Here is a 15,552-nt window from a genome sequence, read left to right on the forward strand (position 1 = left end):
ATCATAGATAGGCAGAGAGGTCTTCGTAACACAATCCTGCAACTTTGGCAGCATCAAGCAGCATTGAAACGGCAGTCATGCCTGGAAGAGTGGTTGCTCGCTTTTCAAGTGACTGGAAATAATTAGCCATACTTAACTACTCACCCTTATGGTTGATTTCAAAATTCCCGAAAAGCGGTATTTAATTTTCTTTCCAGGCTGAAGAACTCCATAATTTGCAGAAAATGATGCTTTTTCAACTGACGGATCGATACCAGAAGATTCGATTTGCCCGCTCACATCACCCAACTTAAATGCAATCCCTCCTTCCCCCCTGCTTAAAACAAGAGATTCAGGACAAGCAAAAATCGCATCCCCACAAAAGCCATCACCTGCATCATTAAATAATTCATCTCGGATCGCCAGGAATCGCCGCCCGTCAAACTCAAAGGTACGGCGGTGAACCAACGGCGCATAGCCATCGTGCTCTGCAACGAGTTCGACGCCACCGTCGTCTCTCTCCTCGTAACTCAACAACTTGCAGTTTGCCTTTCGGCCCCACAGAAAGGCGCCGAGCATTTCCGACTGGTCTTTTCCGTCAGCACAGACAGTGTTGTGGTTTGACGTTTTGCGCAAGCTGTTGCGCATGGGCAGATTGCAATGGTAGATATATGTGCCAGGGTCGATGAAGACCGGACTCCCATCTACAAACATTTGAAAGCTCAGGGCGTCTGCATGACCGTGAGCGGCAATGCTTCCAAAGCCCAAGGCAGCATGGTCGATTCCTATAAGAATGCGCCCGTCGCGACTCTTGAGAATGGTGTTGCCGCCCTCCCTGTAGCAGGCATTATGGGCGTTGTCGTAGAGCGGTTTACGCTTAGCCCCACCAATCTCGCTCTCATCGAAAAGCCAATGCAGGGTTTCATCGGTTTGCTCCATCGCGTCATAGCGCTCGTCGAGCAGCGTGCTCATGAACTGGAGGATGTAGGCATACCGGTCTGCTCCTTTTCCAACCAGATCCAGGATTTTTCCCTCGTCGTCGTCTCCAAAAACGACCACTTCGCCAAAAGCCCCGCGGCAGTCCGACACGTAGCGACACTGCTTCTTCAGCATGGAAGCCCATTCGACTGGGATGGACCCTCCGTTTTTAAGAAGCAGATTGCCGACAAGGGCGTAGGCCTCCATCGCGAAAACCTGATAGTGAAGACTGAGCTCCTTATTGACGCCATCGCCGTAGTTCTGGCGCTCGAGCTCCTCCGTCAATATCTCAATGGCCAACGTCACCCACGGCTTATACGAAAATGCGAACCCAGCGATGCCTATAGCGGCAGCCTCTACCAGCAGGTGATTGTTCGCAGAGCTGAATCGGCTCCTATGCTGCTCGATGTGGTCGACCATGTTGATTGCGCCGACCGCAAGCTTTCTCTTCAGCTCTAGCTCGTCCACATCCTCCAGGAACGCCAAGGTGTACATCCAATTGATCGCCCTGATCGCCAGCTCCATAACACTTGTCCAGCTGATGCCAACCAGGAAAGGGTTCTGCTTATCCCAATCGTTAAGCTGGTCTTTCAAATCATGAAGATATCGCTCGTCCCCCGAGGCCCTGTAGTTCTTTGCGAGAATGGCGAACTGGAAGTGCCTGTTCAATTCCCAGTTCGTTCTTGCGTCGCCTATTTCGTCTCGCTGCCTGTATTCCAGCGAATAGGCGAATTGCTGTGGCCATTCGTTCTCCGTCTGGAAGCCAGCATGCCATTTGCCCTTGAAGTCCTCGTATTTAAACCCCAGCAGGTTGATATCCTCATTCAAGCCATAGCTAGTATTCTCCAAATTCAGATGGAGCGCCGCGGCATAAAACTTGAGGCTGACATACTTGGAAGAAAGCACTTCGCCGCAGGCGCTTACGCGCGAATCTGCGAATCGCCTCTTCTCTTTGTTCTGCAGGCTCTTTTGCTGAAGCCTCCATGCAATTTCAGCAGGACTCATCGCCTTCAGCCTATTTACCAACCATTTGATGCCTACCACGTCGTAAAGTCCCTAGAACTCGGTCTTTGCCATATCAGCTTCAATGGCTTCGGCTTGGGAGGCGTTGCTGTTGATGTTGCCCCAGCTAATGCCTTCATAGTTGCCTTCATAGTCCAAGCTGTCCCACATACGAGCCAAGTCAACGATGGCTTTGCCAGGATACTGCTGAGGGATGTCAGAGAATTCCTTTTCTTTGTTGGTTACGACCAGAACGTCCGATCCAGAACAAACGGCATCGAGGTCATCGGTCACGAACTCATACATGAAGGGAATCTTGGACATGATGAAGTCTTTGTTCGTGTTGGTGTCGCTGGAAACCTTCACGTTCCTATCGTAGATGCTTACCTGGTATCCCTTGCCCAGCAAGCCTTCGATAACATCGACGATTGGGCTGCAACGCAGATCGTCTGTGCCGCTCTTGAAGCTGAGGCCCAGGATGCCGACTTTGCGACGGCCCTTGGACTCAATGATTTTCAAAGCCCGCTGCTTCTGGAGCTCATTTGACGGGTTGATGGCATTTATCACTGGGACGTCAATATAGTTGTCGTGTGCCAAGGTACGCAGGGCCTTAGAATCCTTGGGAAGGCAGCTGCCGCCGTAGGCAAAGCCCGGCTTGAAATAACAGGGGCTGATGTTGAGCTGCTCGTCCTTGCAGAAGATCTCCATGACCTTATGGGAATCGATGTCCAAAGCTTTGCATATATTGCCAACCTCGTTCGCAAAGACGATTTTCAGGCCGTGGTATGTGTTGTTCACATACTTCATGATTTCTGCCACAGGAACGTCGGTAGTAATAAATTCAGCGGGAATGTCCTTGTAAAGCTCGCGCATCATTTGCTCAGCCTTAGGGCTAGCGGTGCCCACAAGGCTCAGGGGCGGATTCAGATAATCCTTGACGGCCGTTCCTTCGCGGAGGAATTCAGGGTTGGAGACCATCGCAAAGCCGGAGCCTTCCTTCTTGCCGGAAGCTTCCTCGATGATTCGAGCCACATTGGCGTTGGTTCCCGGCAGCACAGTTGAACGGATTGCGACCACATGAAAATCGTCCTTCTTCGCAATCGCCTCACCGATCTGCCGCGCAGTTTCAAAGATGTAGTCGAGTTTCAAGTGGCCTTGCGGCGTTGAAGGTGTTCCCACGGCAATGAAGGATATGTCACTGTTAACAACGGCATAGTCAGCGTCAGTGGTAGCTTCCAGCCTGCCGGCTTCGTGCGCCTCTTTCACCAAGTCATCGATTTCAGCCTCGATTATGGTGGCGCGACCTTCGTTGATAAGGTTCACTTTGTTCTCAACAGGATCCGTGCCAATAACGTGGTGTCCCAGCTTTGCGCAACAAGCTGCTCCCACGCAGCCAACATAGCCTAGACCGAAAATGCTAATGTTCATTTACGCTTCCTTTCAAAACCGGCCTAGCGGCTAATCGTCCCAGTAATTCCCAAATCGCCGGATGTCTTCCTCTTCAAGGACATCGCCGAGCTGCACTTCTATCACGTGCAGATCCCTGAAAGCTCTCACTGAATGCTTGACTCCTTTAGCGACTTGAATCACGTCGCCGCATTTCGCATCTGCAACAACGTCGTCTAAAACCACTTGCCCGCCACCGCTCACAATGGTCCATATTTCGCTTCGGTGCTCATGAAGCTGATAGCTCAGCTGCTTTCCAGCACCAATGATCAACTCTTTTGTCAGAGCCTTATTGCCGTCTGGGTATAGGCCGACGTCTATAACTCTATATTCGCCCCAACGGCGGCTCTCGTACATCGGACGACTGGCGGCAGCTTCTTCAACCTGTTTCTTTATGTAGGCGCTTTCCTGCTTACCCGAAACAAGAATTCCGTCATGCGTTGCAATAACCACAGCATCGCTGATGCCAGCTACGACTAACGGCAACCCGGTTTCATTAATCACGTGCAGTTTTTCGCAGGTTTTCTCATCGATAACCGCACGGCCAGAATAGTTGTCGGCCATCTCCTCAGACAAGGTATTCCAGGTGCCCAAGTCTTTCCAGCTGGCGTCACAAGGAACCACAGCTACCGATTCAGCCTTCTCGACCACCTCATAGTCGAAGGAATTCTTGGGCAAGTCTGAGTAATGGGCAACAAGCTCATCAAAGTCTTTGATATCGGTATATACGGACAATATGTCCACCATGTACCGCAACTTGAAAGCAAACACGCCGCAGTTCCACAGAGCGCCTTTTTCGATAAGCTCCTGCGCCATCTCCTTAGCCGGCTTTTCCTGAAAAGTGGATACCTTCTGCACAGCGTCTTTTGAAGTGGTCGGAACGATGTAACCGTACTTCGTTGAAGGAAAACTAGGCTTCACGCCCATAAGCGTAAGTTCAGCGACGTCTTGTTGTACCGTAAAATCAAGTTTTAAGAGAGTTGCGTAGTAGCCATCATCCGCGTAGGTATCAATAGGCATTACGACTACGGTCTCATCTGGCGAAACGCCTTTTCTGTAAGCCAGGTTCGCACAAGCAAGCATGATAGCGGACGCCGTATCCCTACGCTCGGGCTCGACTACCACATCGCAGCTGTCTTCGAGCTGCATCGCGATTGACTGCACCTGGGTGGCGCACGTAGCGATAGTGATTTTTGCCGTCGGAGCGACAGAGGAAATCTTCCTGTATGTACGCTGCACCATAGACTCCGATTTACCATTGGAGTTGCGCAGGACTTTAAGAAACTGCTTGCTTCTGGAGTTGTTGGAGAGCGGCCAGAGACGTGTTCCCGATCCACCGGAGAGAAGGATTATTTGCATTACATACCGCTAGCTTCCCTGCATTGTCAGCACGACGCCGACGGTCTGAATAATGAGTTTAAAGTCGCTCCAGACACTGCACTTCTTGATGTAGAGCAGGTCAAGGTCGATCCATTCGTCAAAAGTGACGGTGTCGCGGTTGCGACGGGTCTGCCAATAGCAGGTGATGCCCGGCTTCACCAGCAAACGTTGGCGTTGATAGTCGTCGTATGTTGCCACTTCCTTCGGCAAAGCCGGACGCGGGCCTACGATGGACATTTTCCCAGTTAAAACATCGAAAAATTGGATGGTTTCGTCAAGTGAGGCCTTTCTCAGAACACGTCCCACGCGAGTGTTGCGGGGATCCCGGGCAATCTTGAAGACTGGGCCATCCTTTTCATTGAGGGCTTGCAACTCCGGCAGTTTATCCTCCGCATCCACGCACATAGTGCGGAACTTGTGCATGGTGAAGGTCTTGCCGTCCTTCCCTACACGTTCCTGTTTGAACAGCACCGGGCCCTTCGGATCATCGATCTTGATAACGATGGCAATAATGGCAAACAGCCAGCAGAAGCAGATCAGCACGGCGGCGCTGAAAACGATGTCGAAGGCGCGCTTGATAGCACAGTAGACCGGTCGGCTCTCGATGCCCGTCAGTGGCTCGTCGCCGATCTCCGCGCGGATCCTCTTGGCGCGTGCAGCGCTGCTAGGGCTAGCAGTTTCCTCGGCTCCCACGTCAAAGGCGTAACCGCGGTGATAGCTCCATTCGCCTTCGACGGCAGCCTCCTGCGTTTCTTCTTTGTCCAAGTCAGCTTCGGAAAGCTTAATAGCCCCTCCGCCATCCATGCTCGCGGCAGTTTGCGCTTCGCTCATGCCTACGTCACCGTCTGTCGACGGCCCAAGTAGTCCATGGCGCCGAAAGCCGGATAGCGAACACCATCCGTTCGCCGGGAGGAAGACACAGCACGGTGGCAGCGGTAGTCCGGCCCGCCACCCACCTTGTGCTCCTCGAGCCCCATGACGTCGTCGCCGGGCAGCAGCACCTTAAGGGCACCTCGTGGGACGGGGCTCTCGATCGCCTCATCGTACCCGATAGCACCCGACCCCATCTCCAGCACCTCATCCATCTCTATTTCGTTGTCAAGCACGTCTTCCATGTTCGCCCTACCGGGCCATCCCTGTCCTTATCGCTTCCGTACTATTCCCAGGCCGATCTTGGTCTGGATCGTCCTGCCGAACATCTCTATCTCCAAATACGCGGTGCGTTTGCGGCGGTTGATCTTCCTGATCCAGCCGGTGCGGTTCACCAGCGGGCCCTTCAGGACGACTATCTGGTCGCCTTCTATCACGCCTTCCGACATGCCGATCACGCGGTGCTCCTTCTCGGTGAAGGCGTCGATCCAAGCCACCTCGTGCGGTTCCAGGGGAATGAACGTGCCGTCGTTGTTCAAGACGCTCGCGAACTGGGGGATCTGCTTCAGCTGCGCCTGCAGCTCGGCAATATGGTCGCTCACCACGATCAGGTAGCCGGGGAACAGCACGGCGGTGCAGGTGCGCCACTCGCCGCGCAGGTGCTTCTGCACCTCGTACTGGGGGACGAAGCATTCGTCGAGCACATCGTCGCTCGCGAACTGCTCGATCTGGCGCTGGACGGCGAACTCCCGCCCGGCCATCGTTTGAACCACATACCACATACGCACACCTCCTCGCGCCATCTCGGGTCGACTGCGCGAGGCCACGGCTTCGCCCCTTGGCCCTCTCGGGCGCGGGGCATACCGCTTCAAGCTTCGCGACGGCTATTCATTCCCAAGAGGCTGGCCGAAACGCACACGTGGCATCGTTTTCGCGCATCAAGGTATGTCGAAAAGGTTCGCGCCCCTTGCGAGGCGCCTGCAGTTTCCTGCAGGGAGATCGGTGCGGCGCCGTCGGCGCCAGGACCGGCCTCCCTGCAAAAAGCTGCCTTGCCGCAGGTCAGGCTCCTGCTAGCAGCGGAGCCCCAATCGTCACGTCTTCCTGGTGATCTCGAGCCCCACCCGCACCCGCACCTGGTCGAGCAGCCCCACGTCCAGAAACGCCACCCGCTTGTGCCGGTCGATCTTGCGGATGAGGTCCTCCCTCCCCCGCAAGGGGCCGCTGCGCACCACGGTGCGCCCGTCCTCTATCACGCCCTCGGACATGCCCACCACATGCCCCGCACCCCCGAACTCGGAGACGAAGGCCGCCTCCTCGGGCGTGAGGGAGAAGATGGCGTCGCCCGCGCCCAGAAGGCGTGCGAAGGAGGTGGACAGCTTCAGGCGCTCGCGCACGGCGTCGATGTCGCCCGTGGCCAGGAACACGTAGCCGGGGAACATGACCTCGGTCACAAGGCGCCACGCGCCCTGCTGCTTCTTGAGCAGCTCATAGCGCAAGGGAAAGCACGCGCTCAGAAGCTCCGGGCCCACGAGGCTCGCCGCGCGCTCCGCCATGGACTGCTCCTGGCCGGGGACCACCTGCAGCACGTGCCAGCCCACGGACGCGGGCATGCGAACGCCGCGGGCTGCCTCGCCCGCGGCGTCAATCGATGAGGTTGTGGGAAGTTCGGAGGTGCGCCGGCTTAGCCGGCCGGGTTCGATGCGCCGCTCGCGGCACCCTCTTTCAGAGCGCCCCCCCCCGTGGGGCATTTTTAGGCGATCGGCTTCGGCGGCAGGGGCAGCCGCGGGCATGAGGGCAGAGCGATCCGCGGGCGCAAAGATGCGTCCATCGAGCGAGTCTTTTGTGGGAGTCGCCACGCTCATGTCTCGAACCTATCTGGTAAACGTCGAAGCGCCGAAGCGCACAGGATCATTCGTGTTCCGCATCAAGATGGTAACAGAGCATAAACGATCTAGCAATTAGAAAACACCCCCTCCCCCTGCTGCTTTCGCATTCATTTCGCACAGTAACCACAGCCGGGAGCAGTAAGGGCGCGGAAAAGACCGCCGGGCCGCCTTCCGCTCGCCGGCATGGGGATGCCGCTGGCTTCACGGTCCTTCCGCTCGCGCAGCGACGCAGAGCCATCCGCCGTCGACTCTTCCAGGCAACAGGTCGTCAACGGTATCTTAGAACCATGGCATTATGAAGTGCCAGCTCGCGAGCAACGGAAAATCCGCGACAGGAAGGGAGTCCCCATGGCTCCGCTCGTGCTCACCTCCTACAAGGTCTAATCGCGTCGTGCGCCTCCTCCGGCGCGATTAGACCCCCCCCCCAGCACCGATTTTCGCCAAGCCCCAAGGGGCCGGGCGAAGCACGTCGAAAGGAAGCCTCATGCCTTGGTTCGACCAAGCGCCCTGGCTCGTCGCCCTGGCGCCGTTCCTCGGTCTGCTCCTCTCCGCGTTCACCAAGAGGACAGACCCCTTCTTATCCGGCGACCGGGTATTTCGCCACGACGCTCCCGCGCGCATCTCCCATTGGGCCCATGCCGCAGGCACGACCGTCTGCCTTGTCTCGGGCATCATCTTGGGCCTGCGGTTCACCCCCGCGTTCGTCGACGACGGCCCGGCGGCCATTGTCTGGCAGAACGTGCACTTCGTGGCCGCGGTCGTGTTCCTGTTCGGGACGTTCTACTACCTGGGCAACACGATCGTGTCTCAGTGGCGGCTGCACGAGCACCTGCCCACGAAGAACGTCGTGTCCTACACCGTCCGCCACTACAGCCTGCTCGTGGGCATCAAGAAGTTCACGATGCCGCCCGAGGACAAGTACTTCGAAAGCGAGAAGGCCGCCTACGTCATGGCCGTGGTCACGGCCGCGCTGCTGGTGGTCAGCGGCCTGTTCAAAGCGGCGGCACACGTGTTCCTCGCACTGCCCGACGGCCTGATGAACGTCATGTTCTGGATCCACGACATCGCCGCCGCCCTCATGCTGGTGTTCCTGGCAGCCCATGTGTTCTTCGCCGTCATCGCGCCGTTCTCCTGGAAGACGTTCCCGTCCATGTTCACGGGCTGGATGCCGCTTTCCGAGGCCGAGAAGGAGCACCGGGGATGGCTCGATCGGTTGCAGCGCGAGCATGACGAGCGCACTGCCGGCGAGGGCTCCTGCGAAAGAACCGCGCCCGCGACAGCCCCCGACACGACGATGACCGCGGCGCCCGCAACGGGTACGCCCGGGTCTCAAAGGAGATGAGAGAGATGGCAGATACGAACGAACGCGCGGCAGGCGCGCAGAGGAAGAGCGGCCTTTCGCGGCGCCAGTTCCTCGCCGGCATCGGCGGGCTGGGCATCGGCGTGGTGCTGGGCGGCGGCATAACGGCGCTGCTCTTGCCGGACGACGTGTACGCCATCGAGGCGAGCCAAGGCTACCTGCTGGTCGACGCGAAGAAGTGCGCCGGCTGCGAGACCTGCGTCATCGCATGCTCGCTCTCGCACCTGGGACGCATCAACACCTCGCTTTCGCGCATACAGGTGATGAAGAACGCCCTGGGCAGCTTCCCCACGAACGACGTGCAGCAGAACCAGTGCCGCCAGTGCCCCTACCCCTCCTGCGTGGAAGCTTGCCCCGTGGGCGCCATGCATGCCGATCCGGACACGGGCGTGCGCCTGGTGGACGAGGGCAAGTGCATCGGCTGCGAGCGCTGCGTGGAGGCGTGCCCCTTCACGCCGTCGCGCGTGCAGTGGAACTTCGAGGACAAGCACGCGCAGAAGTGCGACCTGTGCAAGAACACGCCCTACTGGGACGAGGCGGGCGGCGTCGGCGGCAAGCAGCTGTGCGTGGAGATCTGCCCCATGAAGGCCATCAGCTTCACGAACGAGCTGCCGGTGCAGACCGACGAGGGCTACACGGCCAACCTGCGCAACGACCATTACCTGGAGATAGGCCTGCCGAGCGACGACGAGGCGCGCATCCCGCCGGCCCGGCTCGGGTACGGCGCCGGAGGCACGGCGGCTCAGGCGGCAGCCGGATCGAACGAGAAGTAGGAGGAGCACCATGACCGAACACTACGGCTACGCCGGCAAGATACTCATCGTGAACCTGGACGACCGGACGTCCGAGACCATCGACACCGACCCCTATATCGAATGGGTGGGCGGCCACGGGATGGCCTCGAAGCTGTTCTGGGACTACTGCGAGGACAAGACCGTGGAAGCCGTCGACCCGAAGAACGTGCTCGTGTTCGCCACCACGCCGTTCTCGGGCGCCGTGGTCCCGGCCGCGTCGGCGCGCTGCGAGTTCACGGGCATCAGCCCGTTCTCGCTGCCCGAATGGTACAACCGTTCCAGCATGGGCGGCCGCCTGGCCGGCATGATGAAGGAAGCGGGCTACGACGCCTGCGTCGTGCGCGGCAAGGCCGACGCGCCCGTATGGATCAGCGTGGTGAACGACCAGGTGACGTTCAACGACGCCACCGACCTCTGGGGCCTCGACGCCTTCGAGTGCCAGGAGCGCATCTGGGACGAGGTGACGCACGGCACGCCGCAAGGCTCATGGTACGAGCTCACGGGCAGCCGCGACGGCGGGCGCACGACGCAGCGCCCCTCCGTCATCTGCATCGGGCCGGCCGGCGAGAACCTCGCGCGCGTGTCGTGCATCGTGCATGACGCCGGCCACGTGACGGGCCAGAGCGGCTTCGGCGCGGTGTTCGGCGCGAAGAACCTGAAGGCCATGAGCTTCATCGGCTCTAAGAGCATCCCCATCGCCGACCCCGCCGCGCTCGTGCGCCTGCGCCTCGAGGTGCAGCAGAAGTTCGGCTACGACATCGACGCCGGCAAGGTGCCGGGCGCGCCGGGCAGCCCGGGAGCCGCATCCACCGTGCTGGACACAAGCCCCACGGTATCGCGCGCCGAGGGCTGCCGCGGGTGCTTCAAGAACTGCCGCAACCTCTACCCCGGCGGCGTGGGCAACGAGCTGACCTGCTCGGCCGGCCTCTACTTCACCGACTCGGGCAAGATCGACGAGCAGCTGGCCGCCTACAGCCTGCTGTCGAAGCTGGGCCTGAACGGCTACGAGATCGACATGCCCGTGTACTTGCACAACCTGTACAAGATGGGCGTCATGGGCAAGGGCAAGGACATCGACACCGACCTGCCCTTCGAGAAGTACGGGACCTACGCGTTCATCGAGGAGCTGCTGATGCGCATCGCCTACCGCCGCGAGATCGGCGACGATCTGGCCGAGGGCATCGCGCGCGCCGCGCAGAAGTGGGGGCGCTGGGACGAGGACACGTCCACGGGCCTGCTCGCGCGCCCGAACTGGGGCTACTGCGAGCACAACGAGCCGCGCGCCGAGGTGGAGTGGAGCTACGGCAGCATCTTCAGCGAGCGCGACATCAACGAGCACGGCGTGCACAACGCGGTGTACAACACCTCCATCATGGCGGTGCTCACCGGCGCCGAGCCGCCCGTGTCGGCCGAGAACATGGCCAAGCAGCTGGCCGACCAGTCCGGCCTGGGCGACCCGCTGTGCTTCGACTGGAGCGAGGAGGGCATCTACACCGACGCGCGCGTGCGCGAGATCCACTGGAACCGGGCCTACGGGCGTTTCTGGCTGCAGTCGCTCGGCATGTGCGACTGGGTGTGGCCGAACTTCGTCAGCCGCAAGCACACCGCCGAGACGGGCTCGACCTACGGCGCCACGCCCGAGTACGAGGTGAAGTTCTTCCAGGCCGTCACCGGGCGCGACCTCTCCTACGAGGAGAGCATCGAGCTGGGGCACAAGTTCTGGGTGCTCGACCGCGCCATCTGGGCGCTCGAGGGACGCCACCGCGACCAGGAGGTGTTCGCGAACTACGTGTACGACGTGAAGACCACGAAGCCCTTCCCGCTCGTGGTGTGCGAAAACGGAACGTGGAGCTATTCGCTGTGCCAGGGCCGCACGCTCGACCGCGAGAAGTTCGAGGACTTCAAGTCGCGGTTCTACGTGCACGAGGGCTTCGAGGAGTCCACCGGGCGCCCGACGCGGGCCGGCCTGGAGACGTTGGGGCTGGGCTTTGCCGCCGACGCGCTCGAGACCGCCGGGAAGCTGGGATCGTGAGCGGGGCAGACGTCGCCGAGCGTGCCGTCGGGGAAGAGGGAGCGGACGTCGCCGCTCCCTTCCCGCCCGGGGGCGAAGGCGCGATGCTCGAGGAGATCCCCGGTTTGGCCGAGGCATGCCGGCGCTTCCCGATGCCCGACGGCGCGCAGGCCGAGCGTGCGCTGCGGGAGCTCTCCTGGGGAGAGCACTTCGTGGCGGGACGCATGGTGCCCTCGAAAGGCGGGTCCGACCTGTACCTTTACAATCTGAAGAGCGCCGCCGTGTTCCTGCTCGATCGCGACCAGGCGAACATCGGCAAGGCGTCGGACCAGATCATCAAGCTCATCGACGTGGATGCGTTCGCCGCATGGGTGCGCGGAACGGTGGGCGACGAGGCGCTGGCCGACGCGCTGGCCGAGGAATGCCCGGCGGAGGACCCGTACCACGACCGACTGCAGGGCGTCCAGCGGCTGCTCGCGCTGCGCATGGTGCAGTACGGGGCATTAGAGGGAGCCAGGGGCGGCACCGAGGGCGACGAGCACGACAGGGCACCCCTTGGCGAAGGCGCGGCATCGCTATGACGCGGGAGGGCGCGCATCCGTCGCCACCCTCCGGCGCGCTCGCCGCGCCGGAGGACTTCCCCTTGCTCGCGCACGAGGCCGCCGGGGACGGCGGCCTCGTGTACCTGGACAGCGCCGCCACGACGCAGAAGCCTTCCTGCGTGCTGGAGGCCCTCGACGCCTTTTACCGCACGGTCAACGCGAACCCCCACCGCGGGGCGCACCGCTTGGGCACGGCGGCAACGGAGGCCCTCGAGGCTGCGCGGCGCGATGTGGCCCGCCTCGTGGGCGCCGACGCCGACGAGATTGCCTTCACGAGCGGGACGACGTGCGCCCTCAACCAGCTGGCCTACGGCCTGGCGGGGCTGCTGCACCCAGGCGACGAGGTTGCCGTGTCGCTTCTGGAGCACCACAGCAACCTCGTGCCGTGGCTCACGGTAGCGCGGATCGCAGGGGCGAAAGTGCGCCATATCGTGCCCGACCGGCAAGGGCGCATCCCCGACGACGAGATCGACCGCGTCATAGGTCCGCGCACGCGCATCGTTGCCGTGTCGCACGTGTCGAACGTGCTCGGCTGCATCCAACCGGTGGAGCGCATCGTCCGCGCGGCACGCGGCGCGGACGCGCTCGTCGTGCTCGACTGCGCCCAGAGCGTGGCCCACCTGCCCGTCGATTTGCATGTGCTCGGCGCGGACTTCGCGGCGTTCTCGGGCCACAAGATGTACGGCCCGATGGGCGTGGGCGCGCTGTACGCGCGACGCGGCGCCGCCGTGGCGCTCCAGCCTCTTCTGCGCGGAGGCGGCATGGTGGAGGCCGTGTTCGAGCAGGGTTTCACGTTCAAGGGCTTCCCCGCAGGTCTCGAGGCGGGCACGCCGAACGCCGCGGGCGCCATCGGGATGGCCGCCGCGGCGCGCTTTCTGGAGGGTCTGGGCATGGAGGCTGTGCACGCCCACGGCGAGACGCTCGCCCGCCGCATGGCCGCCGGCCTGGCGGCCATCCCGTCGGCGCGCCTCTACGGCCCCGGACCGGGCGGGGCGGAGGAGCGCTGCGGCATCGTGGCTTTCAACGTGCGCGGCGTGGGCGCCGACCTGGCGGCGCACGCCCTGGACCGGCGCAACGTGGCGGTGCGCTCGGGCGCCCACTGCGCCCAGCCCCTGGTGCGCCACCTGGGCGCGGAGGCCGTCTGCCGCGCCAGCGCCGGCGTCTACACCTCCGAGCGCGACGTCGACCGCTTCCTCGAGGCCGTGGAGGCGGCGCGCCAGGACGCGGCGAGCCTCATGGCGGCGGCGATGCTGTAGGGAGGGAAGCGGCGGCGCCTCCCTCCCTACAGCGCCCTCCACGTGGGGCGGTCCACCGCGCGCACGTTGATGTAGACGACCGTGGGGTTCTCCTCCATGATCTTCAGCACGACGCGCTCCTTGTCGCGGATGTCCTCGGCCTTGCCGAACGCTATCTCCACGTTGTCGTCCAGCGTGAGCGTGGTGCCCTCGGCATCGGTGGCCGACACCTTCGTCACGCGGCCCGCGAGCTCGGTGGTCATGCCCGACACGATGTCGAGCGCGTTGTTCACGTTGTCGTCGGAGCAGTACGTGCCGATCTCGGCCTTCGTGCCGTAGGGCACGTCGGTGATGGACAGCACGGCCGCGGCGTCCTCGTAGACCTTGGGGCTGGTCCTCTTGCCCGCCTCGGAGTCCTGGTCGGGGATGGGCATGAGCCACATATGGTCCGACGCGATGGCCCACTGCTTCACGGACTTGGCGTCCTCGGTGGGCACGGCCACCACGGCCGCGATGGTGCGCTCGGTCACGGCCAGCTCCAGCGTGTTCGGGAACACGCGCTTCACCTCGGCGTCGGCCACCCAGGCGTTCTTGAGCAGGCGCTCGCGGATGCCGGCGGCGTCCACGCGCAGGAGCGTGGTGTTCGCGGGCACGTTCGCCATGGCCGTCATGTCCTCGGTGGTGAGATGCTCCACGCCGCTCACGGTGACGTTCTCCACGGCGAACAGGCTGGAATTGTACGCGACGACGGCGCCGATGACGAGCGCGGCCACGAGCGAGGCGACCACGGCGAGGCGCACGACATGGCGGCGGTACGTGCTCTGCGCGCGGCTCGCCCGCTCGGCGCGGTCGAGGTCGCCCACGCGTACCGAGGTCAGGCGCTGCTGCGGGTATCCGCCGGAGCCGGCGGCGGGATAGCGCCCGCCGGGCATGGCGCGGTAGGCGCCCTGCTGCGAGGGGCGGGAGGACCGTCCGGCCGGGGCGCGGCCAGCGCTGCTGCGGGCGGCACCGCGTCCCGACGGCCGGGACGCAGACGACGACGCGCGGGCGCCCCGGCCGGGCGTCGTCGCCCCGCGGGCCTTACGCGAACCCGAGGAAGCGGACTTCCGGTTGTAATTCGATGCCATACGTTTCGCTTACCTTCGCCTGTACGAGTTCGATGAGGTCCTTCACGTCGCGCGCCGTGGCGTCGCCCGTGTTCACGATGAAGTTCGCATGCAGCTCCGACACCTGGGCGCCGCCGATCCGCATGCCCTTGAGCCCGGCGCGCTCCACGAGCGACCCGGCCGACTCCCCCGGCGGGTTGCGGAACACGCTGCCGCACGAGGGATCCGTGAGCGGCTGCGTCTTCTTCCGCCGCGCCAGCGACGCCTCCATCTTACCGCGGATGAAGAACGGATCGGCCGGCTCTACGGAAAGTTCGCATTCCACGATGACCTCGTCCGGCGCGAACGAGCTGGTGCGGTAGTCCCAGCCGATCTCGTCGCCGGCGCGTCGCGCGAGGCCCCGCCCGGGCGAGAGCGTGGTCACGGACGCCACGCGCGCGCCGATCCACTCGTCGCGCGAGCCGGCGTTCATGCGCAGCGCGCCGCCCACGGTGCCCGGCGTGCCCACGGCGAACTCCAGCCCCGCAAGCGAGCGGCGGAACGCCTCCTGCACCACCGACGACAGCGGCACGCCCGCACCCACGCAGAACCGGCCGGCCTCCTCGTCGAAGCGGCAGGTGCGGAAGTCGCGCCCGAGCGTGACCACCACGCCGGGAAAGCCCTCGTCGGCCACCAGCAGGTTGCTCCCGCGTCCCACCACGACCCAGGGCACGCCCGTGCGCTCGCACACCTCGACAAGCCGCACGAGCGCGCCCACGGAGGCCGTCTGCACGTAGAAGCGCGCAGGGCCGCCGATGCGGTACATGGTGTGGCGCGCCATGGGCTCCGCCGGATAGACGTCGCCGTCGAAGCGGTCGTCCACGAGCAGCGCCTCGAGCTCGGTGGTATGGCGTGCGGACACGG

Annotated in this window: 15 protein-coding genes; 5 read left to right on the forward strand and 10 right to left on the reverse strand. The window is 62.4% G+C overall.

The genetic code is table 11. The features are described 5' to 3' along the window. Position 1 precedes the first annotated feature (1 nt). The 8 genes from K9U15_RS09390 to loaP (K9U15_RS09425) all read right to left on the reverse strand — a co-directional run bounded on the left by K9U15_RS09390 (position 2) and on the right by loaP (K9U15_RS09425) (position 7,265). Positions 2-130 carry a hypothetical protein gene (locus tag K9U15_RS09390; RefSeq protein WP_256172794.1) on the reverse strand — a complete coding sequence of 43 codons (129 nt, stop codon included), beginning with the start codon at positions 128-130 and terminating at the stop codon, positions 2-4. 2 nt (positions 131-132) lie between these two features. Then, positions 133-2,001 carry an alginate lyase family protein gene (locus K9U15_RS09395; RefSeq protein ID WP_123649922.1) on the reverse strand — a complete coding sequence of 623 codons (1,869 nt, stop codon included), beginning with the start codon at positions 1,999-2,001 and terminating at the stop codon, positions 133-135. Positions 2,002-2,013: 12 nt separating this feature from the next. Next, positions 2,014-3,387 (reverse strand): UDP-glucose/GDP-mannose dehydrogenase family protein, encoded by a 1,374-nt coding sequence (locus K9U15_RS09400; RefSeq protein ID WP_096226901.1) that lies wholly within the window; start codon positions 3,385-3,387, stop codon positions 2,014-2,016. A 30-nt stretch (positions 3,388-3,417) separates the two neighbouring features. Further along, positions 3,418-4,764, reverse strand: coding sequence for a sugar phosphate nucleotidyltransferase (locus K9U15_RS09405; protein ID WP_301155967.1), 1,347 nt, complete (start codon positions 4,762-4,764; stop codon positions 3,418-3,420). A gap of 9 nt (positions 4,765-4,773) precedes the next feature. Next, on the reverse strand, positions 4,774-5,616 hold the full coding sequence (locus tag K9U15_RS09410) for a sugar transferase (RefSeq protein ID WP_227153982.1): 843 nt from the start codon (positions 5,614-5,616) through the stop codon (positions 4,774-4,776). A gap of 2 nt (positions 5,617-5,618) precedes the next feature. Continuing rightward, a complete protein-coding gene (locus tag K9U15_RS09415; protein ID WP_096226903.1) occupies positions 5,619-5,900 on the reverse strand; it encodes a hypothetical protein in 282 nt (93 codons plus the stop codon). 27 nt (positions 5,901-5,927) lie between these two features. Further along, positions 5,928-6,437, reverse strand: coding sequence for an antiterminator LoaP (loaP, locus tag K9U15_RS09420; RefSeq protein WP_096226904.1), 510 nt, complete (start codon positions 6,435-6,437; stop codon positions 5,928-5,930). A gap of 309 nt (positions 6,438-6,746) precedes the next feature. After that, positions 6,747-7,265 carry an antiterminator LoaP gene (loaP, locus tag K9U15_RS09425; protein WP_096226905.1) on the reverse strand — a complete coding sequence of 173 codons (519 nt, stop codon included), beginning with the start codon at positions 7,263-7,265 and terminating at the stop codon, positions 6,747-6,749. A gap of 760 nt (positions 7,266-8,025) precedes the next feature. Here loaP (K9U15_RS09425) and K9U15_RS09430 point away from each other — a divergent pair. The 5 genes from K9U15_RS09430 to K9U15_RS09450 are packed head-to-tail and all read left to right on the forward strand — an operon-like array spanning position 8,026 to position 13,564. Beyond that, positions 8,026-8,883, forward strand: coding sequence for a cytochrome b/b6 domain-containing protein (locus K9U15_RS09430; protein WP_096226906.1), 858 nt, complete (start codon positions 8,026-8,028; stop codon positions 8,881-8,883). 5 nt (positions 8,884-8,888) lie between these two features. Then, positions 8,889-9,674, forward strand: a complete 786-nt coding sequence (locus tag K9U15_RS09435) for a 4Fe-4S dicluster domain-containing protein (RefSeq protein ID WP_096226907.1) — start codon at positions 8,889-8,891, stop codon at positions 9,672-9,674. Positions 9,675-9,684: 10 nt separating this feature from the next. Then, complete coding sequence (locus K9U15_RS09440) at positions 9,685-11,727, forward strand: aldehyde ferredoxin oxidoreductase N-terminal domain-containing protein (protein WP_301155968.1); 2,043 nt, start codon at positions 9,685-9,687, stop codon at positions 11,725-11,727. Then, the gene (locus tag K9U15_RS09445) at positions 11,724-12,287 is read left to right on the forward strand and encodes a hypothetical protein (RefSeq protein ID WP_227114973.1); all 564 of its coding nucleotides are present in this window, start codon (positions 11,724-11,726) and stop codon (positions 12,285-12,287) included. Before K9U15_RS09440 ends, K9U15_RS09445 begins: the two co-directional genes overlap by 4 nt. Continuing rightward, positions 12,284-13,564: an aminotransferase class V-fold PLP-dependent enzyme gene (locus K9U15_RS09450; RefSeq protein ID WP_096226909.1), complete on the forward strand. Its 1,281-nt coding sequence runs from the start codon at positions 12,284-12,286 to the stop codon at positions 13,562-13,564. Before K9U15_RS09445 ends, K9U15_RS09450 begins: the two co-directional genes overlap by 4 nt. A gap of 26 nt (positions 13,565-13,590) precedes the next feature. Here the strand turns inward: K9U15_RS09450 and K9U15_RS09455 are convergent, their stop codons facing one another. Beyond that, positions 13,591-14,475 carry a cell division protein FtsQ/DivIB gene (locus K9U15_RS09455; RefSeq protein WP_231897333.1) on the reverse strand — a complete coding sequence of 295 codons (885 nt, stop codon included), beginning with the start codon at positions 14,473-14,475 and terminating at the stop codon, positions 13,591-13,593. 148 nt (positions 14,476-14,623) lie between these two features. Then, positions 14,624-15,550, reverse strand: a complete 927-nt coding sequence (murB, locus tag K9U15_RS09460; protein ID WP_087192000.1) for a UDP-N-acetylmuramate dehydrogenase — start codon at positions 15,548-15,550, stop codon at positions 14,624-14,626. Positions 15,551-15,552: the final 2 nt, after the last annotated feature.

Source organism: Gordonibacter sp. RACS_AR68 (assembly GCF_030418485.1).
Lineage (GTDB): Bacteria > Actinomycetota > Coriobacteriia > Coriobacteriales > Eggerthellaceae > Gordonibacter > Gordonibacter urolithinfaciens.

What these genes read in the sequence shown, in the direction of transcription:
- K9U15_RS09390 (WP_256172794.1), bottom strand. Translation starts at nt 130, where the DNA reads ATGGCTAATTATTTCCAGTCACTTGAAAAGCGAGCAACCACTCTTCCA.
- K9U15_RS09400 (WP_096226901.1), bottom strand. Translation starts at nt 3,387, where the DNA reads ATGAACATTAGCATTTTCGGTCTAGGCTATGTTGGCTGCGTGGGAGCA.
- K9U15_RS09405 (WP_301155967.1), bottom strand. Translation starts at nt 4,764, where the DNA reads ATGCAAATAATCCTTCTCTCCGGTGGATCGGGAACACGTCTCTGGCCG.
- K9U15_RS09410 (WP_227153982.1), bottom strand. Translation starts at nt 5,616, where the DNA reads ATGAGCGAAGCGCAAACTGCCGCGAGCATGGATGGCGGAGGGGCTATT.
- K9U15_RS09415 (WP_096226903.1), bottom strand. Translation starts at nt 5,900, where the DNA reads ATGGAAGACGTGCTTGACAACGAAATAGAGATGGATGAGGTGCTGGAG.
- loaP (WP_096226904.1), bottom strand. Translation starts at nt 6,437, where the DNA reads ATGTGGTATGTGGTTCAAACGATGGCCGGGCGGGAGTTCGCCGTCCAG.
- loaP (WP_096226905.1), bottom strand. Translation starts at nt 7,265, where the DNA reads ATGCCCGCGTCCGTGGGCTGGCACGTGCTGCAGGTGGTCCCCGGCCAG.
- K9U15_RS09430 (WP_096226906.1), top strand. Translation starts at nt 8,026, where the DNA reads ATGCCTTGGTTCGACCAAGCGCCCTGGCTCGTCGCCCTGGCGCCGTTC.
- K9U15_RS09435 (WP_096226907.1), top strand. Translation starts at nt 8,889, where the DNA reads ATGGCAGATACGAACGAACGCGCGGCAGGCGCGCAGAGGAAGAGCGGC.
- K9U15_RS09440 (WP_301155968.1), top strand. Translation starts at nt 9,685, where the DNA reads ATGACCGAACACTACGGCTACGCCGGCAAGATACTCATCGTGAACCTG.
- K9U15_RS09450 (WP_096226909.1), top strand. Translation starts at nt 12,284, where the DNA reads ATGACGCGGGAGGGCGCGCATCCGTCGCCACCCTCCGGCGCGCTCGCC.
- K9U15_RS09455 (WP_231897333.1), bottom strand. Translation starts at nt 14,475, where the DNA reads ATGCCCGGCGGGCGCTATCCCGCCGCCGGCTCCGGCGGATACCCGCAG.